The sequence below is a fragment of the Marinobacter sp. DSM 26671 genome, assembly GCF_900112835.1.
Classification (GTDB): domain Bacteria; phylum Pseudomonadota; class Gammaproteobacteria; order Pseudomonadales; family Oleiphilaceae; genus Marinobacter; species Marinobacter flavimaris.
Window position 1 is genome coordinate 214140 of the sequence record NZ_FONF01000001.1, and the last position, 26682, is coordinate 240821.

At 56.2% G+C, this 26682-nt stretch carries 19 protein-coding genes; 5 read left to right on the plus strand and 14 right to left on the minus strand.

Features of this window, described 5'->3' with window-relative positions; genetic code table 11:
- Window positions 1-10: 10 nt before the first annotated feature.
- Genes BM035_RS00960 through BM035_RS00970 form a run of 3 tightly spaced genes read right to left on the minus strand, consistent with a single transcriptional unit; the run spans window position 11 to window position 4102 of the window.
- Entirely contained in the window at window positions 11-655 is a 645-nt protein-coding gene (locus BM035_RS00960) for an outer membrane beta-barrel domain-containing protein (protein ID WP_092029853.1), read from the minus strand.
- The gene (locus tag BM035_RS00965) at window positions 625-1377 is read right to left on the minus strand and encodes an SH3 domain-containing protein (protein ID WP_014577485.1); all 753 of its coding nucleotides are present in this window, start codon (window positions 1375-1377) and stop codon (window positions 625-627) included. Before BM035_RS00965 ends, BM035_RS00960 begins: the two co-directional genes overlap by 31 nt.
- Before the next feature lie 22 nt (window positions 1378-1399).
- Window positions 1400-4102, minus strand: a complete 2703-nt coding sequence (locus BM035_RS00970; RefSeq protein ID WP_092029855.1) for an HzsA-related protein — start codon at window positions 4100-4102, stop codon at window positions 1400-1402.
- A 170-nt stretch (window positions 4103-4272) separates the two neighbouring features.
- On the opposite strand from BM035_RS00970, the gene BM035_RS00975 reads away from it, so the two are divergent.
- From BM035_RS00975 to BM035_RS00985, 3 genes are read left to right on the plus strand one after another with little or no spacing between them, the layout of a single operon-like run.
- Window positions 4273-5508, plus strand: coding sequence for a hypothetical protein (locus BM035_RS00975; protein ID WP_092029857.1), 1236 nt, complete (start codon window positions 4273-4275; stop codon window positions 5506-5508).
- A 31-nt stretch (window positions 5509-5539) separates the two neighbouring features.
- The gene (locus BM035_RS00980) at window positions 5540-8005 is read left to right on the plus strand and encodes a LamG domain-containing protein (protein ID WP_175497315.1); all 2466 of its coding nucleotides are present in this window, start codon (window positions 5540-5542) and stop codon (window positions 8003-8005) included.
- Window positions 8006-8017: 12 nt separating this feature from the next.
- Window positions 8018-9577 carry a general secretion pathway protein GspF gene (locus BM035_RS00985; protein ID WP_092029860.1) on the plus strand — a complete coding sequence of 520 codons (1560 nt, stop codon included), beginning with the start codon at window positions 8018-8020 and terminating at the stop codon, window positions 9575-9577.
- Window positions 9578-9598: 21 nt separating this feature from the next.
- On the opposite strand, the gene BM035_RS00990 is transcribed toward BM035_RS00985, so the two are convergent.
- Window positions 9599-10492: an FAD:protein FMN transferase gene (locus BM035_RS00990; protein WP_008174651.1), complete on the minus strand. Its 894-nt coding sequence runs from the start codon at window positions 10490-10492 to the stop codon at window positions 9599-9601.
- Between the two features lie 401 nt (window positions 10493-10893).
- Between BM035_RS00990 and BM035_RS00995 the strand changes: the two genes are divergently transcribed.
- The gene (locus BM035_RS00995; RefSeq protein ID WP_092029861.1) at window positions 10894-12144 is read left to right on the plus strand and encodes a substrate-binding protein; all 1251 of its coding nucleotides are present in this window, start codon (window positions 10894-10896) and stop codon (window positions 12142-12144) included.
- 23 nt (window positions 12145-12167) lie between these two features.
- On the opposite strand, the gene BM035_RS01000 is transcribed toward BM035_RS00995, so the two are convergent.
- From BM035_RS01000 to BM035_RS01045, 10 genes are all read right to left on the minus strand, one after another.
- Window positions 12168-13799 carry an NADP-dependent glyceraldehyde-3-phosphate dehydrogenase gene (locus BM035_RS01000; RefSeq protein WP_014577493.1) on the minus strand — a complete coding sequence of 544 codons (1632 nt, stop codon included), beginning with the start codon at window positions 13797-13799 and terminating at the stop codon, window positions 12168-12170.
- Between the two features lie 11 nt (window positions 13800-13810).
- A complete protein-coding gene (gene tpiA, locus BM035_RS01005; RefSeq protein WP_092029862.1) occupies window positions 13811-14617 on the minus strand; it encodes a triose-phosphate isomerase in 807 nt (268 codons plus the stop codon).
- Between the two features lie 22 nt (window positions 14618-14639).
- A complete protein-coding gene (eno, locus tag BM035_RS01010; protein WP_041645293.1) occupies window positions 14640-15941 on the minus strand; it encodes a phosphopyruvate hydratase in 1302 nt (433 codons plus the stop codon).
- 163 nt (window positions 15942-16104) lie between these two features.
- Window positions 16105-18111: a methyl-accepting chemotaxis protein gene (locus BM035_RS01015; protein ID WP_092029864.1), complete on the minus strand. Its 2007-nt coding sequence runs from the start codon at window positions 18109-18111 to the stop codon at window positions 16105-16107.
- Window positions 18112-18324: 213 nt separating this feature from the next.
- The gene (locus tag BM035_RS01020; protein ID WP_014577497.1) at window positions 18325-20067 is read right to left on the minus strand and encodes an ABC transporter substrate-binding protein; all 1743 of its coding nucleotides are present in this window, start codon (window positions 20065-20067) and stop codon (window positions 18325-18327) included.
- A gap of 221 nt (window positions 20068-20288) precedes the next feature.
- Window positions 20289-20564: a DUF2160 domain-containing protein gene (locus BM035_RS01025; RefSeq protein ID WP_014577499.1), complete on the minus strand. Its 276-nt coding sequence runs from the start codon at window positions 20562-20564 to the stop codon at window positions 20289-20291.
- 11 nt (window positions 20565-20575) lie between these two features.
- Window positions 20576-21382 carry a carbohydrate ABC transporter permease gene (locus BM035_RS01030; RefSeq protein WP_008174643.1) on the minus strand — a complete coding sequence of 269 codons (807 nt, stop codon included), beginning with the start codon at window positions 21380-21382 and terminating at the stop codon, window positions 20576-20578.
- Window positions 21383-21392: 10 nt separating this feature from the next.
- Window positions 21393-22259 (minus strand): carbohydrate ABC transporter permease, encoded by an 867-nt coding sequence (locus BM035_RS01035; protein ID WP_014577501.1) that lies wholly within the window; start codon window positions 22257-22259, stop codon window positions 21393-21395.
- Window positions 22259-23359, minus strand: coding sequence for an ABC transporter ATP-binding protein (locus BM035_RS01040; protein ID WP_092029865.1), 1101 nt, complete (start codon window positions 23357-23359; stop codon window positions 22259-22261). Before BM035_RS01040 ends, BM035_RS01035 begins: the two co-directional genes overlap by 1 nt.
- The gene (locus BM035_RS01045; protein ID WP_014577503.1) at window positions 23359-24453 is read right to left on the minus strand and encodes an ABC transporter ATP-binding protein; all 1095 of its coding nucleotides are present in this window, start codon (window positions 24451-24453) and stop codon (window positions 23359-23361) included. The genes BM035_RS01040 and BM035_RS01045 overlap by 1 nt, the downstream gene beginning before the upstream one ends.
- Window positions 24454-24787: 334 nt before the next feature.
- On the opposite strand from BM035_RS01045, the gene BM035_RS01050 reads away from it, so the two are divergent.
- Window positions 24788-26668 (plus strand): sigma-54-dependent Fis family transcriptional regulator, encoded by a 1881-nt coding sequence (locus tag BM035_RS01050; protein WP_092029867.1) that lies wholly within the window; start codon window positions 24788-24790, stop codon window positions 26666-26668.
- The last annotated feature ends 14 nt before the right edge of the window (window positions 26669-26682 follow it).

Below are 26682 nucleotides of genomic sequence, written 5' to 3' on the forward strand. Positions count from 1 at the left end.
GCTCCTGTAATCAGAAAAAGACCGACAGGCCAGTGCTGACCTCTGTGTTCATGGAGGTTTTCTCGGCCCCAAGAACATCTATTCGGTAGTAGTGCTGTCTTACGCCAATCTGAACTGCAACGCTGTCCGTCAACAGAACCTGATAGCCCGCGCCGGCATTCAGGGTAAACCGGGTGTCACCCGCAAAATCGGTAGCGCCGGCACCCGCAATCAGATAGAAATTGGTGTTGAACGCGTAGTTCTCAGTGAGGAAGGCCTCGCCCGGAAGCACGTTGTAACCCAGGTTGATGTTGTAATAGCTGTAATCCCGCTCGCTGTCGGTAAGCACCTCCACGTTACCGGCCAGCTTCTCGAAACTGGTTTCTCCACCCTCCGCGAAGCCGACTCCTGCCTCGAAAAAGAAGGACTCGCTGAGGTGGTAGGTGAGCTTGCCGCCATAAAGCAGCGACGACTCGAAGTCCTCGATATTGAGCACGCCCACAAAAGCGCCAATTTCAAAGTTCTCGGTGTCAATCAGCGCCTCGGTGACCGGCACCGGGGTAACATCCGGCTCGATCAGCGGCCGATCATCCTGGGCCTGGGTTGCTGTGGCTATGGATAGCCCTGCCCCGAGACACAGCGTTTTCAGAAAAAGATGCTTAGTCCGATTTTCCATTCTGTCGCTTCTTCGTTGGTGGACCGGGTAGTGAACACTTTGTAGTCCTTCACTTCGGCACGGATGAAATATCGATCGGTGATGTAGGCGCGGATGCCAAGCCCTGCATGGCCAATGCTGTTATCCCGTTCTTCGGGCTGAGCCAGAGTGGCCTTGGGATCAACCCAGATATGCCCGACCCCCAGGGTAAAAAAGGGTGATACCCGCCAGTCAGGAAATGGCTGATGCACCAGATTCGCATTAACCATCCTAATTTCCGAGGCGCTGCCCAGAATCTGAGAAGCCCAAAGCTCGGCGGACAGGTTTCTGGTCATCCAGAAGCCTCCGTAGCCTGCCGTGACAGCGGCACCGTCAAACTCCCCCATCATCAATCCAGCTTCCACCCGCCGGCTTTCAAAAGCCTCAAAATCCGGCACCTGAAGATCCACACGATTACCCGTGGCATCCACCGTCTGCGCAATATCCGCAACCGCTATCCAACCCTCCCGGCCACGAGTATCCGTCACTTTGATCCAACTTGTCTTGCGCTGGAGAATGGTCAGCCATTCCCCTTTTTCGCTGGTATGAAAAACCGGATAGCCCGTTGCCGGTCCGGTTCGCCAGGACACATAGGGCTCCGCCACCTGCACTTTCAATGCATCGTCTTCAGCCTGCCCCCACAGCCAGCCGGCCCAGCTCTGGGCCGGCAACAACAAAAGAAACATAAGAATGGCGATGGGCATGGTGCGAATTTCAGTCCTTGGATCAGTCTTCCGGAGCGTCGAACGGATTGTTGAAATACTGGCCGCCAATATCCAACCACTCTGCAATCAGTCGCAGTTCGGCGGGCGAGAGGAAATCCCTGTGTGAACCGTCGTCGGCGAATACGTCGAAGAAACGACTGGCAAGAGCACCGTTGACGGACATTGAAGCCTGCACCGGCACAGTTACCAGGATGGGTTGTTCATCTCCGTTGGCGTCCAGAATGGGATTGCCTTCTTCGTCCCTCAAAACCTCCCCGGAGTCCACGAGCACATCGATCAGAGCGCCGTTCACCAGTTCCTGCTCACTGTCCGGGAAGAGCAGTTCTCTGTAGGCGTTGAAGTGTAGCGGTTCATCGGGTGACGGGCCATCGCCCAGATCCAGTTGTCCAGCCGGCACTTGCTGAGCGTCCGCCGCATCGGTGTCCGTATGGCAACTGGTACAGGTGTAGTCATCCACGACCGCCATGGTGTCCGGGTCCAATACCTCCCGATTGACGCTCCACAGCGGATGAATATGCTGCTCATAGTTGATCACAATCCGGCAATTCGGCGCCCAGTCGGTTGCACAAACGCCGGATATTGGCGGCGGTGTCTGCAGATCGGCATAGGCGTAGGCAAAGCTGTCAGGCTTGGGATCCACGGCATCTCCGGACCATTCATCGGCATAGACCACATCCGGCGTCGGCCGGCGAATCTCGTTGATGCGGGCAAACACCTGAGCCATGGTTTCACCCATGTCGGCAAACAGAGCCGGGTCGGTATTCGGGAACGGAAGGCTGGTGGTTGCGGCCCCACCCCACACGGACGCTGGACCGGCATCCGGTCTGCCATGGGGTGTCGGACTGCTCGGGTTATGGCACCCTGAACATTCAAGGGTCTCGCCGGGGCGCACCGTGAGCCAGTTCTGGTGCCGGTTGCCCATAGCGCCACCAACACGCCGGCCTTTCTCATCGAGAATACTGATGGCAAAAGCAACATTGGCGGGCACCGCCACCTTCACTGACCCATCAGGCTCTATCGGCACGTAGCCCAGAATCTCCCGCATTAGCTGAGCCCGGCTGCGGCCAAAGGCGCTGTTGTCGAAATCCCGGACGTTCTCATCGGGGATGGCCACGGGCTTTTCCAGTCGAAGGAATCTGGCCGGGCGATCTTCCGGCGGCGTTTGCAGCGGATCAGCCATTGCAGCAATACCAGTCGGCGTGGTGTCCACTCCATCGATATCATAGACGCTTCGAATGTGCAGGACGCCGTAGCCGGCATCGCCGAGGGCCCCCTCATCACCCGTGAACTGGGATTCCGGGATGAACCCTTCCAGAGGCCGCTCCTTCATCAGGACCGCCTCATCAAACTGAACGCCCTCTACCGGCGGAACCACCGGCCGCTGGGTTTCGCTGTTGATATCCAGAAGCCACAAACCGTAGACGGGCTCTGCGGGTTGATAGTCTTCGGATTGCAGGCGATCTTCCGTGCAGTTCACAATCCGGTCCGTCGCTGTTTCACGCAACCGGCAGGGCGTCCAACTGACCAGGTAGCGGTTGGTACCATCAAGCAGTGGTGAAACCGATGCATAACTGCCTTTCAGCGACAGTTGGCCATCCAGGCCCACGCCGGGCACTAGCGAGCGCTGGCCCGAACCTTCGGTGCCATCGAGACGAAGATTGGCCTCAACAAATTGGTCAACATCGACTTCCGCCAACACAGACGCGTAATCATCCGTTTCAAACGGCCTTAGCTGCACCAGCAGATTGCCGCTGTCTGATTTGCGTGGCTGCAGGTACTGTATGTCGTTCGCTTCTGGCACCGAATCGTGGGAGTGACGACCGAAAAGATAACTCAGGCCAGTGCCGTCAGGGTTGACGCGGTAGAGGTTCACACCGTTGTTCCGGGTTTGGCCGGCATTATCCCAGCGGCTGAACACAATGGTGCCATCATCCGCCACCATGGGGTCGAGGTCGTGGCTCTGATTGAAGGTGATCTGTTCAATGTTCTGACCATCGTCGTCCATCACATGCAGAACAAACCCGGGGCTATCACCCTCCTCGTCCAGACCGGAGTACTGGGGTTTGCCTTCATCAAGCAGCACCGCCTTGGAAATCCGCTGACGGGTTGACGAGAAAACGATTCTGCCATCAGGCAGATAGGCTGGCGCAACGTCCTGCCCGGCCCCGGCGGTAACGTCCGAATCGATGATCCGGCGCAGGATGTCGGTACTAACGTCGTATTCCCAGATATTCCAGGTTGGCTGATCCTCGTCGTCTGCGTCCTCGATTTCCGGCGCACGCATGGCAAACAGCAGTCTGGAGCCATCGTGGGAAACGTGGAGATCTTTCACGTCGTAACGCAACTGACCATTGTCATCAAGGAATTGCGGCCCCGCGAATGCTCTTGAGGCAATATCCCGCGTCTCGGCGTCCGCAGTGGCACTGGCCTTCAGAAACAGCCGCGCTCCGGGGCGAAAAGCGCTCGGGTCGGCCAGGTTGTCCTCGACCAGGGCCCCGGTGTTTTCGTCAAAAAGCAGAGCCCGTTCGACATAAGCCACAGGGTTCTCGACGACAACCGGATCGGCCTGCTGACTGTCGCTGCTCGAAAGACAGCCAGACAGAGCTGCAAGCGAGCCGAGTGCGACAGCCAGGCGAGTACTGCGGGAGATGTTTAGAGTGGGCGACTTAATTTCCAACGTGAGAAACCCTGTTTCGGATGACATTCCATGACATAAATTAAGTCGGTTCCGAGGGTAGGCTCCAAGGCTTTTACGTAACCTAATGTAATAACGTGGCCTACAGCTCAAAACGAAGGATATAGCAAGCCGTAAACTTTTAACAAATGTCAAAAGGCATTAATGTGCGATTGCTAACGATCACCGAGGGATAGGACATGACCGGCCGGAACAGGATCAGAAGCCTGATCAGAAAGGCTTGCAGTACCGCAGTTCTCGTTGCACTGGTTTTTGGGCAGACCAGTCTTGTTCAGGCCGGTCCCAGGGAGCAGGCCAAACGAATCTACGACCGGATTGCCGGCGTTCCGCCTTCCGCCGATGTTCTCAACGCTATGGAAAGTGACATCGTTTCGGGCAACACAATTGACGCCGCGTTCACTGCCATGGAGGACAGTGCATTCTACGACGTAACCCTGAAGAATTTTGCAGCCCCCTGGACCAACGAGGCGATGTCAAAGTTCGTGCCCCTCAATGATTACATTGCCACGGTGATCGGCCTGGTGCGGGACGGGGAAGACTTCCGAAAAGTTCTGTATGACGATGTTCTTTACATCGGGAATCCATCCCTGAACCTGCCAAACTACTCCACCAGCAACAACAACCACTATGAATCCCTCGAGAACAGTGGAGCCAGCCTTAAGGACAACCTGGAGCGGGTAAACCAGTCGACCTATACGGGCCTTCCTCCCTCGGCCACCGCCGGCGTCATCACATCAAGAGCTTCCGCCCGGGCTTTCTTCAGTGCCGGCACCAACCGGGCAATGTTCCGCTTCACACTGATCAATCATATGTGCAACGACCTGGAGCAGGTTGCGGACGTTACCTTGCCCACGGACCGCATTCGCCAGGATGTTTCCCGCAGCCCGGGTGGTGACAGCCGGGTCTTCCTGAACAACTGTGTGGGGTGCCACACCGGCATGGACCCCATGACCCAGGCGTTTGCCTATTACGACTACGAGTATGATGCCAACACCGACCCCGATGGAGAGCTGGGCAGGCTGGTCTACAACGCCATTGGCGAAACAGATCCAGAAACCGGCTCCAGGGTTCAGGCCAAGTACCACATCAACTCTGCAACCTTCGAGCAGGGCTATGTCACACCTGACGACAGCTGGGATAACTACTGGCGCCAGGGCGCCAATCGCCGACTGGGATGGGATCCCTCACTCCCGGGTTCCGGCAGCGGTGCCAAGAGCCTGGGTATGGAATTCGCGAATTCCGAGGCCTTCGCAGAGTGCCAGGTCAAGAAGGTGTTCGAGAATGTCTGCCTGCGACCTCCCTCCGACAGCGCAGACCGTTCGCAGGTAAGCAGTATGGTTGCCAGCTTCGCAAGTCAGGGGTACGACCTGAAGCGGGTATTTGCAGAATCCGCCGTGTACTGCATGGGGGAGTGAGGACGCTATGAAAACATTTAAAGGAATTTCAATGAGCTCCCTCAAATCGGTCCTTGCCATCACTGCCCTGGCCCTTCTGCTGTCAGCCTGTGGTGGCGAATCCACGGAACAACTGCCGAATACCTCCCAGAATTCCGGCACGGTTACCTACAACGGGCCTCCCCCCTCGACGGATGATGTAGCCAACTTCAAACGCACCGTGTGGGACAACCTGGTCACCCAGGATAAATGCGGCGCGTGCCACGGCTCCAATGGCCAGGCGCCCACGTTCGTCAATGAGCTTGACGTTAACCTTGCTTACGCACAGGCGAACTCTATTGTTAATCTTTCAGATCCATCCCAGTCAACGATGGTGACAAAGGTGGCAGGTGGCCACAATTGCTGGCTCCGGAGCACGTCAGCCTGTGTGGACATTCTCACCACCTATATTTCCAACTGGGCAGGCGGGTCAGAAGGCTCTGCCAAAACCGTGGAACTTCGCGCTCCGGCGCTCAAAGAACCGGGTGCCACGGTTGCCCTTCCAACCGACACTGGCCTGTTTTCCACCACGGTATACCCCGAACTCAGACAGTATTGCAGCGACTGCCATGCTGATGGTGGGCAAACCCCTTACATTGCCAGCGCCGATGTCACTACTGCCTACGATCAGGCGAAAAGCCGTATTGATCCTATGAATCCGGGCGCATCCCGACTGGTTGAACGTCTGCGCTACGACTTCCACAACTGTTGGGACGACGACTGCGAAGCCTCAGCCGATTTGATGGAACTGAAGATTCTTGAAATGGTCCAGGATCTGAGCGCCCAACCCGTGGACCCGGCAATCGTTGCCAGCAAGGCACTCAACCTGCAGGCAGACGGCCTGCTCGCAAACTCCGGCGGCCGGTTTGAAGACAACGTGATTGCCCTGTACGAATTCAAGTTTGGTGAAGGCCAGACTGCCTTTGATACCAGCGGCGTATCGCCAGCGCTGGATCTGACCCTGAGCGGAAACGTTGACTGGGTTGGCGGCTGGGGCATCGACCTTGGCCCGGCGGGCGAAAACGAGCAGGGCTTCATGATCCCCGCGGGCAAGGCCCAGGGCAGCACCACCGCCAGCCGGAAGCTGCACACCCTGCTGACCGCCTCCGGCGAATACAGCATCGAGGCCTGGGTCGCCCCGGGCAACATTACCCAGGAAGATGCCCGGATCGTGACCTACTCCGGCTCATCCACCACCCGCAACGTCACCCTGAGCCAGTCGCTCCAGCGTTACGAGGTACTGCATCGCAGCACCACCAGTGACGAAAACACGCCTTTCGCAACCCAGGACGCCGACATGCTCCTGCAGGCAACGCTCCAGCACGTAGTGGTTAACTACACCCCGGCGACCGGTCGCCAGATCTTTGTGAATGGCGTTCCAACCGGCGATGTTGATCCGGACGACGGCGGACTACTGACCGAATGGGACGACAGTTTTGCCCTGGTCCTGGGCAACGAGACCGATGGCAACTCGCCCTGGCAGGGCGCGATCCGGATGGTCGCCATCCACAATCGGGCGCTGACACCGGAACAGGTCCAGGCCAACTTTGAGGTGGGCGTGGGCCAGAAGTTCTACCTTCTGTTCGGGGTCTCTCACCTGATCGACCTGCCCGAGAGCTTCATCGTGTTCGAAGTCAGCCAGTTCGACAGCTACGCCTACAGATTCACCAGTCCCTTCTTTATCAGCCTTGATGACTCCGTCGAGCCATCAAATATTCCGCTGCGTGGCATGCGACTGGGTATTAACGGCAAGGAGGCAACGGTGGGACAGGCCTGGGCCAATCTGGACGTTACCCTCGACAGTGGCAGCTATGAACCGGGTACTGGGCAACCTCTCTCCTCCCTGGGCACCATCATCGCTCTTGAGAATGGGCCCGGAAACGATGAGTTCTTCCTGACGTTCGACCAACTGGGCGGAAACAACTTTGCCCGCTCCGAACCCTCGCTGCCGCCGCAGCCGGAACCCGCTGACCTGCCGCCATCATCGCAGATCGGTCTGAAGACCTTTGACGAGATCAACGAGTCCATGTCGCGTATGACCGGTGTTCCCACAACCAACCCGGATGTATTCAACACATACACCACCGTAAAACAGCAATTGCCTACGGTAGAGACTATTCAGGGTTTCCTGTCCTCTCATCAGATGGCGGTAACCCAGATGGCCATCCAGTATTGCGATGCCCTGGTCTCAAATGCGCAGCTTCGGGACCAGATGTTCCCAGGGTTCGATTTCTCCGCCCCGGCCGGCACCGCCTTCGACCTCGGTGGCAAGAGCCTGGTTACCGGGCCATTGCTGTCGCGCTTTGTAGGCAGCAACCTGGCATCACAGCCTGGTGACAGCGCAATCGAAACAGAGCTCAGCGAGCTCATGAATAGACTGACCAGCTGTGATGCAGGGTGTGAGCCTGACCGCACAGAAACAGTCGTGAAAGCAAGCTGTGCCGCCGTGCTTGGCAGCGCCACCACCCTGGTTCAGTAGAGGAAGCCGATCATGTTTATACGCAAATCCCGTAAAAAGCCTTTGGCCAACGGCAGCCCACTACTCCACGACGATCACGGCAAGCCACGGACCCGGCGCGAATTCATCGCACAGGGCCTGATGGCAGGCTCAGCGACGGTGTTCGGTGCTTCCCTGTTCAGCCTGTTCGGTAATCCGAGAACAGCATCCGCGGCGCTCTCTTCGGATCTGGAAACGCTGAAAGCAAGCTGTGGCATCGCGGTTCAGGGTGCCGGCAAGATTCCGTTTATCTGCTTTGACCTGGCAGGAGGCGCCAACATTGCCGGCTCTAACGTGCTGATGGGCAAATCCGGTGGGCAAATGGATTTCCTGAGCACCGCGGGCTACAACAAACTCGGGTTACCAGGTGACATGCTGCCGAACGACCCGGCGTTCGTGAACACTGAGCTGGGCCTGGCGTTCCATTCGGACAGTGGTTTCCTGCGGGGCATTCTCCAGAGCACGAGTGCCGGCACCCGAGCTGGAATCGACGGCGCCATTATTGCGGCCCGCTCGGAAAACGACACCGGAAACAACCCCCACAACCCGATGTACGGCATCCATCACGCGGGTGCCGACGGCTCCCTGCTCTCCCTCATAGGGTCCCAGAGTTCGGAATCCGGCGGTAACTCGCTGGCACCGATGAACCTGATCAATCCGGAGGTTCGCCCCACCAAGATTGACCGGCCATCAGACGTTACCGGCCTGGTGGATGTGGGCGACCTGATCGGCATTCTGGATCAATCAGACGCGGTCGCCGTGATGGAATCCATTCAGCGCATCAGCGACGCCAAGATGAATCAGGTCAACACCGGCATCTCTACAGACGACGTCGTCAAGGATCTGGTTCGTTGCGGCTACATCAAGAGTGCAGACCTGGCAGACCGCTTCGGCAATCCGGCAGAACTGGATCCAGAGCTGGACCTCGAAATCGTGGGCCCTACCGGCATTTTCACCCGCGATGAGTTCAATAATAACCGTGAGTTCCGCAAAACTGCGTCTGTCATGAAGCTGGTGCTGAACGGCTACGCGGGCGCCGGCACGATCACCATGGGCGGCTACGACTACCATACGGGTGAGCGCGGAACCGGCGAGCGTCGTGATGAACAGGCCGGTCGATGTATGGGCGCCTGTCTGGAATACGCCGCCCGGGTAGGAATGCCATTGATGCTCTATGTGTTCAGTGACGGCTCGGTGTCGAGCAACGGCCGAATCGACGATTCCATGGACGGTCGTGGCAAGGGCGAATGGACCGGCGACAACCAGCAGACGGCCGCCTCATTCTTCCTGGTTTACAACCCGGCGGGCCGCCCCACTCCGATTCGCAGGCAGATCGGCTTCATGCGCTCTGATGCGTCGGTGGAAACTGCCTCCAGTCCTGCGGCCAACAACGTCAACCAGTTGGTTCAGACCGTGCTGCTCAACTACATGGCATTGCACGGGGAGCAGGGTGACTTCGGCACCCGTTTCAACGGCCACGGGCTGGGCAATGGGACATCTCAGGACAGCCTGATTGCGTTCTCGAATGTCGTGAACGGCACTATCGGAAATTGACAGAAACTGCTCGTTCCGCCCCTAGTCTGATTGGGGCGGAACGAGGCCTTCTGAAACATGCATCATGCGCTGATCATCGATAACCACAACATCGATACCCTTCAAACGCTCAATCATCTCCAGTCCCTTTTTGGGCCCGAGCACGAAAACCGCCGTGGAGAGGCCGTCGGTTGTTAACGCATCCTCGCCGATAATGGTCACGCTTTGGACACCCTGGACCGATTTGCCGGTCTCAGGCGACAGGATGTGATGAACCCTTTCTCCCGCCTCATCCACGAAGAACCGCTCGTAGTCGCCGGAGGTGGACACTGCCACATCCTCGAGCGGCAAAACCACCGCGTTGCGCCCTTCTGAACGGGGGTCCCGAATGCCCACGTACCAGGGCCGGCCCCGCTTGTCCCCTAACAGTCGCATGTCGCCGCCAGCACTCAGCCGGGCATGGCGAATGCCAAAACTGACCAGACGCTCGATTCCCAGATCCACTGCATACCCTTTGGCGATGCCACCGAGGTCTACCAGAATCCCTGCCTGCCGGTATTCGACCGTCTGATCATCCTCATCAAGAATCACATCCCGAAAATTCACCCGCGGCAAGCCGGATCGAAGCTCCTCGTCCGTGGGCTTTTTGCCGGCCCTGAAGTCATACAGGTAACCCACTGAGCCAAAGGTGATGTCGAAGGCGCCCTGGCTGAGTAGAGAAACCTCCCGTGCTTTTTCAATCACCTCGAACAACCCGTCACTGACTTCTACTGGCCCGTCGGGTGCATTGAGGTTGAGCCTGGAGACCTCCGACTCTTCCCGATAGCGACTCATCTGTTCATCAACCTGATGAAAAACCGCCAGCACCTCTTTGCCAACCCGGTTCGCCAGCTCTTTATCCTCCGCCCAGAACTCCAGTTCGATAGGCGTGGTCATTGCAGTATCCGAAAACCGATACCACTCGGCGCTGGCCGACATCGGGACGATGACAAGCCCCATTGCCGCCAAAAGAAACGAGAGAGTCGATCCAAGTCCGAATTTCCTGCGCTTTATAGTTACCAAGACCCACAAAACTCCATTGGCTGCAGCGAAGCCCACACCGGGCAATTCCGGAAAGTATATCCATTTCTTCGGCTGCAGCCGAACCGATTCATGGGAACAACATAGGCCAGACAAGATGCAGATCACTAACCTACAATTTGTTACCCAAAATTCCACTTTTGTCCCATTGTTGGCCTCATAATCAGCAGAGACACTAGCGTTGCTTAACAAATAATCAAAACAATGATTGGCAGCCCTTTTCCCCATTGGCGCTGCAATTCCGGAGGCCAACCTGAATGAACGTCAGAAAAGTACTCTTTTCTGCTTGTCTGCTGTTGCTGGCGAGCACTACTGTGTATGCCGAAACCCTTAAAATCGGCCTGAACTACCCGCAGACCGGTCGTTACAAGGATCAGGGTCTGCAACAACGTCTGGGCGCCTTTCTGGCGCTTGATGAAATCAATAAAGCCGGTGGCGTGATGGGGCGTCAGCTGGAGCTGGTGATCAGAAATACCCGCGGTGACCCTGCCCAGGGCGCAAAGAACACCGCAGAACTCATCGACCGTGAAGGCGTCCAGATGGTGTTCGGCGGTGTGTCCAGCGCCGTTGCCATTGCCTCAGGCAAAGCTGCTCGCGATCGCAACCGGATCTACTTCGGCACGCTGACCTACTCGAACGCCACCACCGGCGCCGAAGGGCATTCATACATGTTCCGTGAGCCCTACAACGCCTGGATGACTGCAAAGGCGCTCAGTCAGTATCTGACCACCAATCATGCGGAAGACGATTACTTCTACATTACCGCCGACTACACCTGGGGCTGGTCTGTGGAGGAGTCTGTTCGCAAGTTCTCGGGAACCGAAGACACTGACCGCCATCAGGGCGTGAAAACCCCTTTCCCCCGGGCACTGATTACCGATTTCAGGGAGGCGCTGGAGCAGGCAGAGGCCAGTAACGCCAAGGTTCTGATGATGGTCCTGTTCGGCGACGACATGGTGAGAGCACTGAATGTTGCCTACGAAATGGGCCTTACCAAGAAAATGCAGATTGTTGTGCCCAACCTGACCCTGGGCATGGCTCGGCAGGTAGGTCCCACCATTATGGAGGGCGTTATCGGCGGCTCGCCCTGGGTATGGAACGTACCCTACGAGCTGAACTATCCGAGAGGAAAGGAGTTTGTAGAAGCCTTCTCAAACCGATATGAAATGCGACCATCCACCGCTGCGGCCTCGGCCTACAGCATTATTTATCAATACAAGGATGCGGTGGAACGTGCCGGTACCACCAATACCGCCAGCCTGATCCGGGCCCTGGAGGGACACAGGTACACTTTCCTAAAAGACGAACAGTACTGGCGCGAATTCGATCACCAGAATGTCCAGACGGTGTATGTGGTTAAGGTAAAACCGCGCAACACAATCATTGCTGACGAATACAGTTCCGATTATTTCAGCATCATCGATTCAATGCCGGGTGACCAGGCGGCGCAGACCCGGGAAGAATGGGAAGAGCGGCGCCGGGAGGCTGGCAAGCCCCTCCAGCTCTAGATCCAAGACAGAGGGTCCGGCGATCAGAACAGATAGTCGGTTGTCAGTATTTTCGAGCTTCGTCCCCGCACAATGCCGGTCACCAGGTCCCGATTGCTCTCACTGGACTTGGTGGCCACGGTTGTGCGAATCGAGAACACCCGAAGGGCATCCGATACCGAAAGTGTGCCTTCCGCGGAGTCTTTGCGTCCGTTAAATGGCAGGGTATCGGGCCCCCTCTGGCACTGGGCATTGAGGTTGATCCGACCCACCTGATTTGCAAGCAGATCAATCAGCCTGCCCACCGTGTCGGAATCCGAACCGAAGATACTTAGCTGCTGCCCGAAGCTGGAATCCCGAACGTGCTCAATCACTTCCTGCTCATCCGAGAAAGCAGCAACAGGAATGACCGGCCCGAACTGTTCTTCATGATAGATGCGCATCTCGGCAGTGACCGGGTAAAGCACGGCAGGGTGAAAATACGTGCCGTTGACCTCGCCACCACACTCATTGACCACGGATGCGCCCTTGGCGATTGCGTCGTCTACCAGTTCCCTGAGAAACCCGATCTTGCCCGGCTCGGGCAATGGCGTCAGCGATACGTCCTGCTCCCATGGCATGCCCGCAACCAGTTCATTGACCGCATCCGATAGCTTGCTGACAAACTGGTCCGCAAGGGAATCATGGACAAACAGCAGTTTCAGGGCGGTGCAGCGCTGACCATTGAAAGACAGCGCTCCGCTGATACATTCACTCACGGCAAGCTCAAAGTCCGCATCCGGCAGCACGATGGCCGGATTGTTAGCGTCCAGGCCCAGCACTGCCTTTAAGCGATGCGGTTTCGGATGCATCTGTTTGAGCGCTGACGCACCCCGGTGGGTTCCTATAAAGGCGAACATGTCGACCTTGCCGCTTTCCATCAATGGCCCAACCGTATCCCTGCCCCGTCCGAAAATAATGTTGATGACTCCTGGCGGAAACGACTTCCGGAATGCATCCATCAGCGGGCCAATCAACAGCACACCGTATTTGGCGGGTTTGAAAACCACCGTGTTGCCCATGATCAACGCCGGAATCAGCGTCGTGAAAGTCTCATTGAGCGGGTAATTGAACGGCCCCATGCAGAGGGCTACCCCTACCGGTAGGCGACGAGTCTGAGCCACCACGCCACCGACGATTTCAAATCTCGAGGACCGGCGGTCAAGCACCTTAAGCTCATGAATCGTATCGTTTATATAGTCGCAGGTCCGGTCAAATTCCTTGCAGGCATCTTTCCGGGTCTTGCCGATTTCCCACATCAGAAGCTTTACCACGGCCTCCCGATGGTTACGCATCTCCGCGAGGAACTGCTCGACATGTTCGATTCTGTTGGCGACAGACATGCTGGGCCAGTCGCCACTTCCCTGACCGTAGGCCTGAACCGCCGCGTCCAGTGCTTCCAGAGCAGCCGCCTCATCCATCAGAGGCGTCCGCCCGATCAGCAGAGGTTGAGGAACTCCGTCGCCTTGCGCTGCTGAGCAAATCGGGCTGCGAACCTCTGCATAAGAACCGTCCCAGGGACGCAGTTCGCCGCCAACCAGGGTATGATTTAAGTTCACGCCTCCCTCACGGAACTCCTCCGGCACATCGGTTTCTTTCGGGAAAAACGTGGTTTGCATCCAGCGTGTTGGATCCATTTACATCTCCATCAGTGGGTTTCGCATTCGCCGGCCAGAATTCCGGAAGCCTCAGCCAGGGCTCCGGCGATCGTTCCGAATTCATCCGCGTGCAGTGAGGCACCGCCAATCAAGCCGCCATCAACGTCGGCAAGGCTGAACAGTTCATAGGCATTGGCAACTTTAACGCTGCCCCCGTATATCACCCGCAGCTCCTCGCTGACGTCGTCGGCTGACTCGGGCGCGCTTTTGGCGAGGAACTGACGGATCTGTTGATGCACCTCCGAAACCTGCTCCGGCGTTGCTGTTTTGCCCGTTCCGATAGCCCAAACCGGTTCATAGGCAACGATTCCATTAGCCATGGCCGCCAGGCCGACCTCGTCAATCACTGCCTGTAGCTGCTGTTCGATAATCAGACCGGTACGGCCCGACTCCCTGTCTTCCAGAGTCTCACCGACGCATAGCACCGGTGTAAGGCCGGACTGCAAAACCGAGCGGTATCGGGCTGCCACTTCCTGGTTGCCCTCGCCGAACAGTAGTCGGCGCTCGGAGTGACCCACGAGCGCATACCGGCAGCCCATTTCCTGAAGCATGGTGGCGCTGACCTCGCCGGTGTAGGCACCAGAGACAAACCCGGATGCATTCTGGGCGCCCAGCATGATGCCGGTATAGCCAAGCAGATCACGCACCTGGAACAGGTACGGATGCGGCGGGCATACCACCAGATCAACAGACTTACGGAACATCCGAAGTCGGGGTAAGACGCGCACCATCAGGGCCTGGTTTGCCTGGAGGCTGCCATTCATTTTCCAGTTTCCAATCAGAATCGGTTTTCTCATGGTGTTTCTCCCGCAAAGAAAGTCATGTATCGAGGGCACAACGTATCGCGCCGACACCCGGATAAAACGCGTGAGCGCCAAGATCCTGTTCAATGCGCAGCAGGCGGTTGTACTTGGCAACCCGGTCTGATCGGCAGAGAGAGCCAGTTTTTATCTGGCCTGATCGCGTTGCAACGGCCAGATCCGATATAAAGGTATCTTCGGTCTCGCCGCTACGGTGGGAAATCACCGTGGTGTAGCCGGAATCCTGAGCCATTCCGATAGCATCAAGGGTCTCGGTCAGGGTTCCGATCTGGTTAAATTTAATCAGCACTGAATTGGCAATGCCCTTCCTGATGCCTTCGGTAATGATTGAGGTATTCGTGACGAAAAGGTCGTCCCCTACCAGTTGGACGCGTTCGCCAAGTTTTTCGGTCAGAAGCTTCCAGCCGTCCCAATCGCTTTCATCCATACCATCCTCAATCGAGGCGATCGGGTACTTCATGGCCAGATCGAGCAGGTAATCCGAGAACTCTTCGGAAGTGAACTGCTTTCCAGCGCTCTTAAGGTTGTAATGGCCATCTTCATAGAATTCCGACGCGGCGCAATCGAGGGCAAGGACCACATCGGATCCGGGCCGATAGCCCGCCTTTTCGATGGCCGCCAGAATCAGATCGAGGGCTTCCTCGCTGGAACGCAAATTCGGCGCGAAGCCACCCTCATCGCCAACCGCGGTGGAAAGGCCGTTTTTGCGGAGCAACGCCTTCAGGGCATGGAAGGTTTCCACTCCCATGCGTAGCGCCTCACTGTAACTGGGCGCCCCGACGGGCTGGATCATGAACTCTTGGATATCAACGTTGTTGTCTGCATGGGCGCCGCCGTTGATGATGTTCATCATGGGCACCGGCAGGATGCTGGGGCCGTTGCAGCCGTATAGCTCGGCAAGATACCGGTACAGAGGCTGTTGCCGATAATTGGCCCCGGCGTTGGCCGTGGCCAGGGACACGGCAAGAATCGCATTGGCGCCAAACTCTGCCTTGTTGGGCGTGCCATCCATTTCGCACATGAGCCGGTCCATCACCAGTTGGTCAAACACCACACGGCCCTCCAGTGCTGGTGCTATGCATTCGTTAACGCACCGGACGGCTTGCAGAACGCCCTTGCCGTTATAGCGCCTGTCATCACAGTCTCGCTTTTCAAGCGCTTCCCGGGTTCCTGTCGAGGCACCGGATGGCACCCGGCCCTGCCCGACCACGCCGTTTCGGAGTTCCACGTCCACTTCCACTGTAGGCAATCCTCGGGAATCCAGAATCTCTCGAGCCGTCACTGTTTTTATATGTTCCATGGTGTCGTTCCTGTCACATCATTGTTGTTTGTGAATTTTATTTTCGGATAACGAACATTCTAAACATCTTAATATTCGTAAACGAACATCTTCAAGCGAAAATGAACGTTGGATCAGACAAATTTGTTATATGAAAACAAAAGTTGGTCAGTTGCCGATTTGTTTATTGGATCCGAAAGCGAGCCATCAGTGACTCAATGTTTGTCACCGAATCCTCCAACCGGTCACAGGTTGTGACCAAATCATCAATGCTTTCAAGCCCTTCAGCCGCAGAACCGCTGATATCACTGACCTGTCGGGCCACCGACTGACTGACGTTTTCCTGCTCGTCCATGCCGTGGCGGATGTGCTCAGCACCCTGATGAATCCGCTCCATCGCCGAGCCAATTCTGCCTGCGCCCTCGGAAACGCTGGCCATCAGCTCACGCACAGATCGCAGCTGTTCGAAGCTGGAGTTCATAGAGCTGACCGATTCCGACGCTTCTGCCTGAAGCCCTTCTACGAGGCTCCGGATACTATCGGTGCTCTCAGTAGTCTTTTGGGCCAGACCCCGCACTTCATCGGCGACCACTGCAAAACCGCGACCGGCATCACCGGCGCGTGCCGACTCGATGGCGGCGTTGAGGGCCAACAGGTTGGTCTGATTGGCGATGTCATCAATTGCCTCGGTAATCCTGCCAATATCGAAGGACGCCTGCTCAAGCTGACGCAGCTTCCCTGCGGTCTGCTCCGCCTGGACCTCCAGATCTGCAACACAGTCCATGCCGCGTTTAGCGGCAGAGAGATTGTCGTCCACCTGGAGATTGACCTTGCCAACCAGATCATGGGTATCCCGAACCGATCTTGCCACCTCCCTTGCAGAAGCCTCCATTTCAGTCATGGCAGCCGCAATGGAACCAAGTTCGTCAGACTGAGTCCTTGTCCGTTCGTTGAATTCGCGGGCGAACCTCGCGTTGCCCGACGCAATCACCGAGATGTCTGAACCCGCCTGTTGCAAACTACCCAAAACCGTGGCCATGGCCTCCGACAGCCGGTTAACAGAACTCTTGAGATCAATAAATTCGCCGCAGGCAGGAAACTCGAGAACCTGTGAGTAGTCACCCTCGGCCATTGCAGCAAGATGAGCCTGGGTCACCTGCAGTGGCCTGCTGATCATTCGCCCCAGCCTGAACGAGGTTGCGAGCGTCAGAAGAACCACCACGGGCAACAACCAGTAGACCAATTTTTCCGAAGTCAGAGCGGTTGCATCCAGTGTGAACACCGAGGCGCTGGCACGATCAGAGACCGTCTTCGCAGCCTCATCCAGGGCTGACGCCAATGCTGCCAGCTTCTCCTCGACCTCTCTGGCAACATTATCCAGCTCTAGCCGCCTCTGGCGATAACCCGAGTACTGGCTGATTATCCCGGCCTGGTCATTTACCGCAGACAGAAACGTCGTCACAAGTGCCGGCAAACCATCCAGACGTGGTACCTCCTCAACCAGGGCCGATATGTCCTGCTCGATGGTCTGGGTATTGAATCGGAGATTCTCGACTATGGCATCGAGCTGACGCGCATCCTCGGTGCTGACCATCTGCATGACCAACAACTCGATGTTCGCCAGATTCTCCATGACGGTAGTAAACAGATCACGGATGTAAATATCCCGGCCTGCCGGTTCGGTACCCTCCCGAACCAGGGTTCGTTTGATTTCCCCGTTATTGGCGAGAAATTCAGTCAGGCCAGTATTCACCGCATCCGAAACCGACAACACCCGTGCCTTGAGAGAGGCCAGCGCGTCAGTGCTGCGATCAAGTTTCGACAGCTGTGACTGAGCTGTCCTGTTGACAGCCTGCAGTGGAGGAAACATGGCAGAACTGTTCGTGGTTAACAGCGTGTCACCACTGCCGCGCAGTCGCTCAATGCTGTTGGAAAGCTTTTCCAGCCTGGCATCCAGTGCCTCCGGATCGTCGGCCGAGACTACCTCCACCACATACTTGGCGGTTTCAGAACGATGGGCTTCCATTTCCTGAATCAAACCGCTGAGCGGAAAAACATCCGATGTTAGTTTGTCCGTAGTTCCTGAAAAGGACGACATGACGCTGATATTGAACGCTCCCCAGCACACAATAATCACGCAAAGCAGGCCAAAGCCCGCGTACAAACGATGAATTACGGAGATTTTGTTCATTGGAAACACCCTTCCCGCTATCGACATGCAGAGGCGGGCCAAACGGTAGAAAAAGGGCCGGCAGGGTTAACCCCGGGAGGGGCTACCTTGAAATGCTTGATAAGGGGGGGACTATAAGCAACCGGCCAAAACCCACCGTGACAACGGTGCTCTGCCTGCCGCAACCAAAGGGTCCTGTTGCGACAGGCATTGCTCTTCAGGAATCAGCTCGCCTTAGCGCGCCTCTTCCCAGGTTTTCAGCAGCTCATCATAAGCAACGGTTTTGCCTTGCGGCTTCTCGTTTGCAAGCTTGGGCTTGGGTGCGCCTGGCTGGTCCAGCCAGTATTGCGGATCGCGCGGCTCATTCAGCTTCGGACCACAGGTCGGCTGGACATTGGCGCGCTCGAGGCGCTCCATGACACGATCTTGAGCCTGCGCAAGACCATCAAGGGCTTCTTGCGGAGTAGCTTCGCCACTGGCTGCCTGAGCGATGTACTGCCACCACAGCTGGGCCAGCTTCGGATAGTCCGGTACGTTGGTACCAGTGGGAGACCACTGAACGCGCGCAGGGCTGCGATAGAACTCAACAAGACCACCGAGCTTGGGAGCCATTTCAGTCATCGCCTCAGACTCGATATCGGATTCCCGGATCGGAGTCAGACCGGCAATGGTTTTTTCTAGAGAAACGGTCTTGGATACTGTGAACTGAGCATACAGCCACGCTGCAAGACGACGCTTCTCGGGCGTTGAGTCCAGGAAGGTCCAGGAGCCGACGTCCTGGTAGCCCAGCTTCATGCCTTCTTCCCAGTATGGCCCGCGTGGCGACGGCGCCATGCGCCATTTGGGTGTGCCATCTTCGTTCACCACCGGCAGGCCATCCTTGATCATGCTCGCGGTAAAGGCTGTGTACCAGAAGATTTGCTGGGCAACATTACCCTGAGCAGGTACCGGGCCGGCCTCGGAAAAGGTCATGCCTTGGGCTTCGGGTGGCGCATACTCACGCAGCCAGTCCACGTATTTCTCGGTGGCATAAACGGCAGCGGGACCATTGGTTGCACCGCCACGGCTGACGCTGGACCCTACCGGGTGACACTCTTCAACCCGAATACCCCACTCGTCGACCGGCAGACCGTTGGGCAGGCCCTTGTCGCCAGCACCCGCCATGGAGAACCAGGCATCGGTGAAACGCCAGCCCAGAGATGGATCCTTCTTGCCATAGTCCATGTGGCCGTAAACGCGCTCGCCATCAATTTCCTTCACGTGCACCGAGAAGAATTCGGCAATATCCTCGTAGGCTGACCAGTTGACAGGTACACCCAGGTCGTAACCGTAGATGTCCTTGAACTGCTTTTGCAGATCTTCACGTTCAAACCAGTCGGCACGGAACCAGTAAAGGTTTGCAAACTGCTGGGAGGGGAGTTGGTAAAGCTTGCCGTCAGGCCCGGTGGTAAAGTCGAGCCCGATGAAATCATCGAGATCCAGGGTGGGCAAAGTGAGGTCCTTACCAGCACCATTCATGATGTCTTCAACAGCCACCACTTTTCCATAGCGGAAGTGGGTGCCGATCAGGTCGGAATCGTTCACGTAGCCATCGTAGATGTTCCGTCCAGACTGCATCTGAGTCTGGAGTTTCTCGATAACATCGCCTTCCTGAATCAGCGTGTGGGTAAGGTTGATCCCGGTGATTTCGGAAAACGCCTTGGCCAGAACATTGGACTCATACTCATGAGTCGCTATGGTTTCGGAAACCACGTTGATGTCCATGCCACGAAACTGCTCAGCGGCTTTGGTAAACCACTCCATTTCCTTGAGTTGCTCTTCCTTGCTCAGAGTGGAGTTCTTGAACGCTTCATTAACCCACTTCTCAGCTGCTTCACTATATTGATCGGCACTGACATGCAGGCTCAAACCCAAGCTGGCAACACCAACGGCGGCGCTGAGCAACAGGGTCCTCGGATATTTATTGTTGTTGAACATATCCAACCTCGTTCGTCTTGTTATGAATGGAACGAAACAGCCGGGTTTCGTTTCCGCATTTATAGCGCTCTGGTCGCTATTCTTTTCACCGGAATCTCCCGTGATCGATTCCGATCATTAAAATAAAAATAGTTCGTTTACGAAATCATTACAAGTGTTTTTGCAGATTTTCTCGGGCGGAATGTTCGCAAAAACAACATAGCGAACATCCGGCTTCAAATTCATCCCCAACGCAACAACACCAGTAACCAGGCCACCGAAACCGCCAGCGCCACCCAGAGGGTGATATCGCTGACCGCCAGGAAGGTTAGATGTATATACGCAGCCGATAACAATCCGATAAACAACCGGTCACCACGGGTGGTGGCTATCGGCAGAAACCCCTTTCTCTCGGTGCACGGGGAGACAATTTCGTAAACCGTCATTACCGCTAGAATTCCCGCAATCACTGCAAAGAAGATGGCGACGGTCGGCGTCCAGTTCATCCAGGCAATCATAAAACGTCTCCTTACACGCGTCCGAGGGCGAAGCCTTTGGCAACATGGTTACGAACGAACCAGATCACCAGCAGGCCGGGAATAATGGTGAGCGAACCGGCGGCAGCCAGAACACCCCAGTCGATACCGCTCGCCCCTATGGTTCGGGTCATAATCGCCCCGATCGGCTGGGCGTCCACGGACGTTAGCGTCCGGGCCAGCAGCAGCTCTACCCAGGAGAACATGAAGGCAAAGAAGGCCGTCACCCCGATCCCGGAACGAATCATCGGCAGGAACACCTTCACGAAAAATTTCGGAAAGCTGTAGCCATCAATATAGGCCATCTCGTCATACTCACGGGGAACACCGGACATGAACCCTTCCAGAATCCAGACAGCCAGGGGCACGTTGAACAGGCAGTGAGCCAGTGCCACCGCAATGTGGGTATCGAAAAGGCCAATGGATGAATAAAGCTGGAAGAAAGGCAGCAGGAAGACCGCCGGCGGCGCCATCCGGTTGCTCAGCAGCCAGAAAAACAGATGCTTGTCACCCAGGAACTTGTAGCGACTAAACGCATAGGCGGCAGGCAGGGCCACAAGTAACGTGATGACCACGTTGATCGACACGTAGATCATCGAATTGATGTAGCCGTTGTACCAGCTGGGATCCGTAAAGATCACGGCATAGTTATCCAGGGTGAAGTTCTGGGGCCAAAGGGTAAGCCCGCCCAGAATTTCCTGGTTGGTCTTGAACGACATGTTCAACAACCAGTAGATCGGAGTCAGAAGCAAAAGAATAAACAGCGTAATCCCGACGTTTTTCGAACGTGTCTGTCTCATCACACTCTCCTTATTTTTCTTTGTCGGCGTGCGTAATGGCGGTAAAGAAGAGCCACGAAATCAGCAAGACGATCAGGAAATAGATCAGCGAGAACGCGGCCGCGCGCCCGAGATCGAACTGCCCGATGGCCATAGTTGTAAGAGTCTGGCTCAGGAAGGTCGTGGAACTGCCGGGACCACCACCAGTCAGCACAAAAGGCTCTATGTAAATCATGAAACTGTCCATGAACCGCAGGAGAACCGCGATGATCAGAACGCTTTTAAGCCTGGGGAGCTGGATATACCGGAACACGGCCCATTTCGAGGCGCGGTCGATCTCAGCCGCCTGGTAGAAAGCTTCCGGAATCGCCCTCAGCCCGGAGTAGCAGAGCAGGGCCACCAGGGGCGTCCAGTGCCAGACGTCCATCAACAGAACCGTCAGCCAGGCATCGAGGGTGTCTCCGGTGTAGTTGTAATCTATACCCAACTGGTTAATGCCCCATCCGAACAGACCGATATCGCCGCGGGCAAAAATCTGCCAGATGGTGCCAACCACATTCCAGGGAATCAGCAGTGGAATGGCCAGAAGAATCAGGCACAGGGAACCCTTGATACCGGATTTCGGCATCATGAGGGCAACACCGATACCCAGAGGAATCTGGATCAGCAGTACCGCACCCGAGAATATAAATTGACGAATCAGGGAATCCTGCAGGCGCTCATCAGTCAGTACCTCTTTAAACCACTCTGTGCCTACAAAGAACGCCTGGCCCGGGCCAAAAATATCCTGGACCGAGTAATTCACCACGGTCATCAGGGGAATCAGCGCCGAGAAGGCAACGAGCAGGAATACCGGCAGCACCAGCCACCAGGCTCTATTGTTTTGTACCTTTTGCATCACTGTTGCTCCTGTACCAGGAATTCATCCACATACAGCTTCAGCCATTGCCTCGGGAACGAGAGGTGAACCTTACTGCCAATCGATGCGGCGAACTCCTCGCTCTGCCGGACTTTCATTTTTTCATGGTCAAGCTGAACGGTAACAATCTTGTAGGTACCCAGGTCCTCTACATCCAGGACCTCGGCCTCGAAGGTGTCGTCTGAAGCCACAGAGGACACTTCCACAAACTCGGGACGGATTCCGATCTTGATGTTGGTGGACCTGGTCCGCTGCAAGACATCTACCTGCCAGGGCTCGAGTGACACAACTGTGCTTCCGAAACACACGCCCCGGGGACACCGCTGCACTTCAATAAGGTTCATGCCGGGGCTGCCAATGAAAAAGCCCACGAAGGTATGGTTGGGCTGTTCGAACAGCTCGGTCGGCGTACCAAACTGGACAATCTGCCCGCCGTACATCACCGCTATCTTGTCGGCAAAGGTGGAGGCCTCGAGCTGGTCGTGGGTGACATACACCATGGTGATGTCAAACTGCTCGTGAATCTGCTTTAGCTTGCGGCGCAGTTTCCACTTGAGTTGCGGATCGATCACCGTCAGTGGCTCGTCGAACAGAATCGCGGACACGTCCTCCCGAACCAGGCCGCGGCCCATGGATACCTTCTGCTTTTCATCCGCGGTCAGGTTCTTCGCCTTCTTGTAGAGCTTGTCCTCTATTTCGAGGACCTCTGCAATCTCATGGACGCGGGCCTTGATCTTGGAGGCTGGCACCTTGTTGTTCTTCAGTGGGAACGCCAGGTTGTCGTATACCGTCATTGAGTCGTAAATGACGGGGAACTGAAAAACCTGGGCGATATTCCTGTCCCGGGGAGACAGTTCATTGACCCGCTTGCCGTCAAACAGAACATCACCTTCCGAAGGCTGAACAAGACCGGAAATAATGTTCAGCATGGTGCTTTTTCCGCAGCCCGACGGACCGAGCAGAGCGTATGCCCCACCTTTGTGCCAGACATGGTCAAGCTGGCGAATCGCGTAATCATCCGGCCCGGTAGGCATATCGCTGTAGCTGTGGGCGAGTGATTTCAATTGAATTTCAGCCATCAGACAGACCCTCCTGAAACCTGGGACGGTGTGTGCACCAGTTGCTCGTCGTTGTCGAAAACGAAAAGCTTGTTGATTGGCAGGTACACCTTGATGGGTGAACCCGTGTGGTACTGATGCACGCCCATCAGTTGCAACACCATTTCAAAGTGGCTGTTCTCAACGTGCATGAAGGTTTCAGAACCACTGATCTCACTGAGCTCCACCTCCATGGACATCTCCAGGTCATCATCACTGGTGGGCACCAGACCGATATGGCTGGGACGGATCCCGAACCAGTAATCACCCGGTTTCAGCTTCGCCAATTCCTGCGTGAGCGCGTGGTGGGAGTATTCGTCGAAGGTCACCTCGGTTTCGGAAACCCGGCCACGAATCATGTTCATTGGAGGCTCGCTGAACAATTGTGCAGCGAGAGTGTTCACCGGTGCCCGATAGACATCCATCACCGGGCCGGTCTGAACGACCTGCCCCTCGTGCAGTAATGTTGTTGTACCGCCGAGTGCAAGGGCTTCATTGGCCTCTGTGGTTGCGTACACCGCAATACACTGGCGCTCGCGGAACAGATCCCGCAGTTCCGCCCGGAGCTCTTCGCGCAGCTTGTAATCAAGGTTGACCAGTGGCTCATCGAAAAGCACCAGGGTGGCATCTTTAACCAGCGCCCGGGCCATGGCCGTTCGCTGCTGTTGACCACCCGACAGTTCCAGGGGATAGCGCTTCAGCAGAGGGTCAATCCGGAGCATCGACGCGGTTTCTTTCACCCGACGATCAATCTCGGACTCGGTCATCTTTGCAAGCCGCAGGGGCGAAGCAATGTTTTCGTAGACCGTCAGGTTGGGATAATTGATGAACTGCTGGTAGATCATCGAAATATTACGGTTCTGTACGCTCTGCCCTGTTACGTCCTCGCCGTTGTATATCAGACGGCCATTATCGGGCTTGTCTAACCCGGCCATCAATCGCATCAGCGAGGTCTTTCCGGCCAGTGTCCGGCCGAGCAGAACGTTAAAGGAACCTGCCTCAAAGGTGAGGTTGGCATCCCGTATGTAGTCGACACCGTCGACCTCACGGGAGAGATTCTCCAGTGTTAAGGACATAGGCTTTCCTTTTTGTTCTTATGGAAACGCGCTTCGGGACCGGCATACACCGACCGCGAAAATTCGATTTCGAATCCACTAACGCAAACGGTGTACCACTTCTTTAAGGTTTGTAGGTATCTCTACCTACAGCACTGTTTTTCAAGACTTTAAATTTTCATGACGATTTCCTATCCGAAAATAGCAATGCTCGTTTAGCAATACTTTGTTCAAAATGAACATTGACGTGAACAGCATTTGCACAGATTATTGAGCAACAGCAAGGACAGGCCTGCTCCACTTTGCTGCTCGAATCGTCAACCAGAACAACAAACGAAAAACTGAGTGACGCCTGATGAGAAAAAACGAATATTCGGATTATCGAAGTGTGATTGCCGATTCCTGGAACCGCTGTATTGCCTGGGGCCTTGATCACGATCATGAGCCAGCACCGTTGAGACCAGAGCCCGCGAGGTTAGAGGAGATAAATCGACAGCACAGCGAACTGCTTTCGGTGACCGAAGCAGAAGTTCTGCCCTATTACCGAAACGTCCTATCAAACAGCCGATGTCTCATCCTGCTTGCCGATCAGCACGCAACCGTACTCAGCAGCTGGGGTGATGAACGCATCACCGAGACCCGTCTCAAACCCTGGTTCCAGACCGGTGCAAACTGGCAAGAGCAGAACTGCGGTACCAACGCTATTGGCACATCAATTGCGGTGGGGGGGCCCGTTCAGATTCAGCGTAATGAACATTTTCTGAAAACAAACCGGAGCATCATCGGCTCTGCCGCACCGATTTTCGATGCCCACCGCCAGATCGCGGGTGTTCTGAGCGTGTTTAGCGACGCCTATCTGCCTCAGGCTCACACGTTAGGCATGGTGCGACTGCTGTCCCAATCTGTGGAAAACCGCCTGATCAATCGTCAGTTCGGGCCGGATCACTTCCAGATCACCCTGAATACAACGGCGGACAACTTCGATAGCCCCTGGTCCGGCATTCTCGTGTGTGATGATTCCGGTCAGGTGATCGCCAGCAACCAGAGGGCAGATCAGCTTCTGGGAATGAACACCGTCGAAGCCAGGCTGGATGAGCTATTCACCCGCCACCGGAATCACATCCTCGGCCACCCTAAAACAGAAACCCTGCAACTGACCACCCGGAGCAAGGTCCGTCTTAGTGCCCGGATCAAACGCCCCACCCGAATCCCCGACGCCAACGGAAAAACAAAGCCGTCTCCAGTACCGGAGGACCTCCGACAATCCGCCCGACCGCTCGACATCGACAATCTTGATTACGGCGATTCCGCGGTCAAACGCTGTGCTACGCAAAGTCTCAAAGTTCTGGAGCGGGGTTTACCGGTACTCATCACCGGCGAAACGGGGGTAGGCAAGGAAGTGCTGGTGAAAGCTCTTCACCGCGCATCCCACCGCAAGGACCAGCCGCTGGTCGCGGTCAACTGCGCAGCCATTCCGCCGGAGCTGGTCGAATCGGAATTGTTCGGTTATGAAGCCGGTGCTTTCACCGGCGCAAGGGCGCAGGGATCACTGGGGTTCATACGAAAAGCGCACAAGGGCGTTCTGTTCCTCGACGAGATCGGCGAAATGCCTCTTTCTGCGCAGTCGCGTCTATTGCGTGTTCTCCAGGAAAGGGTCGTTACACCGGTGGGATCCACCGACAGCGTCCCGGTCGATATTCTGTTGGTTACGGCAACCAATCGACCGCTGACCACCCGGATTGAAAACGGCCACTTCCGGGCCGACCTCTACTACCGCATCAACGGGTTGTGCGTCGAACTCCCAGCCCTTCGAAACCGTGCCGACAGGCGGATCCTGATACAGAGCCTGTATGCCCGGCACCGGGATCCGGGTCAGTCTGAGCAACTTTCACCGAAAGTCCTTTCGGCCCTGGAAGCCCACCCCTGGCCCGGTAACATCCGCCAACTGGTAAATGTGCTGAGGGTCGCCATCGCAATTGCCGACGGCGAGCAGGTGCAGGTTTGGCACCTGCCAGAAGATTTTCTTGCAGAGTTCGAGGCCAACCCCCTTGAACAGAGCGATCCACCGATGCAGGAACAGCCAGTTGCTGGTTCCGAAGCAGAAACCGAGGACACCCTTGCTAGAACCCTGCAAATTTACCGGAAATGCACCGGCAATATCTCGCAGGCGGCCAGAGAGCTGTCCATCAGCCGCAACACCCTCTATAAGCGCCTGCGGGAAATGGGTGTTCGCTGACGTTCGTTGCCGCG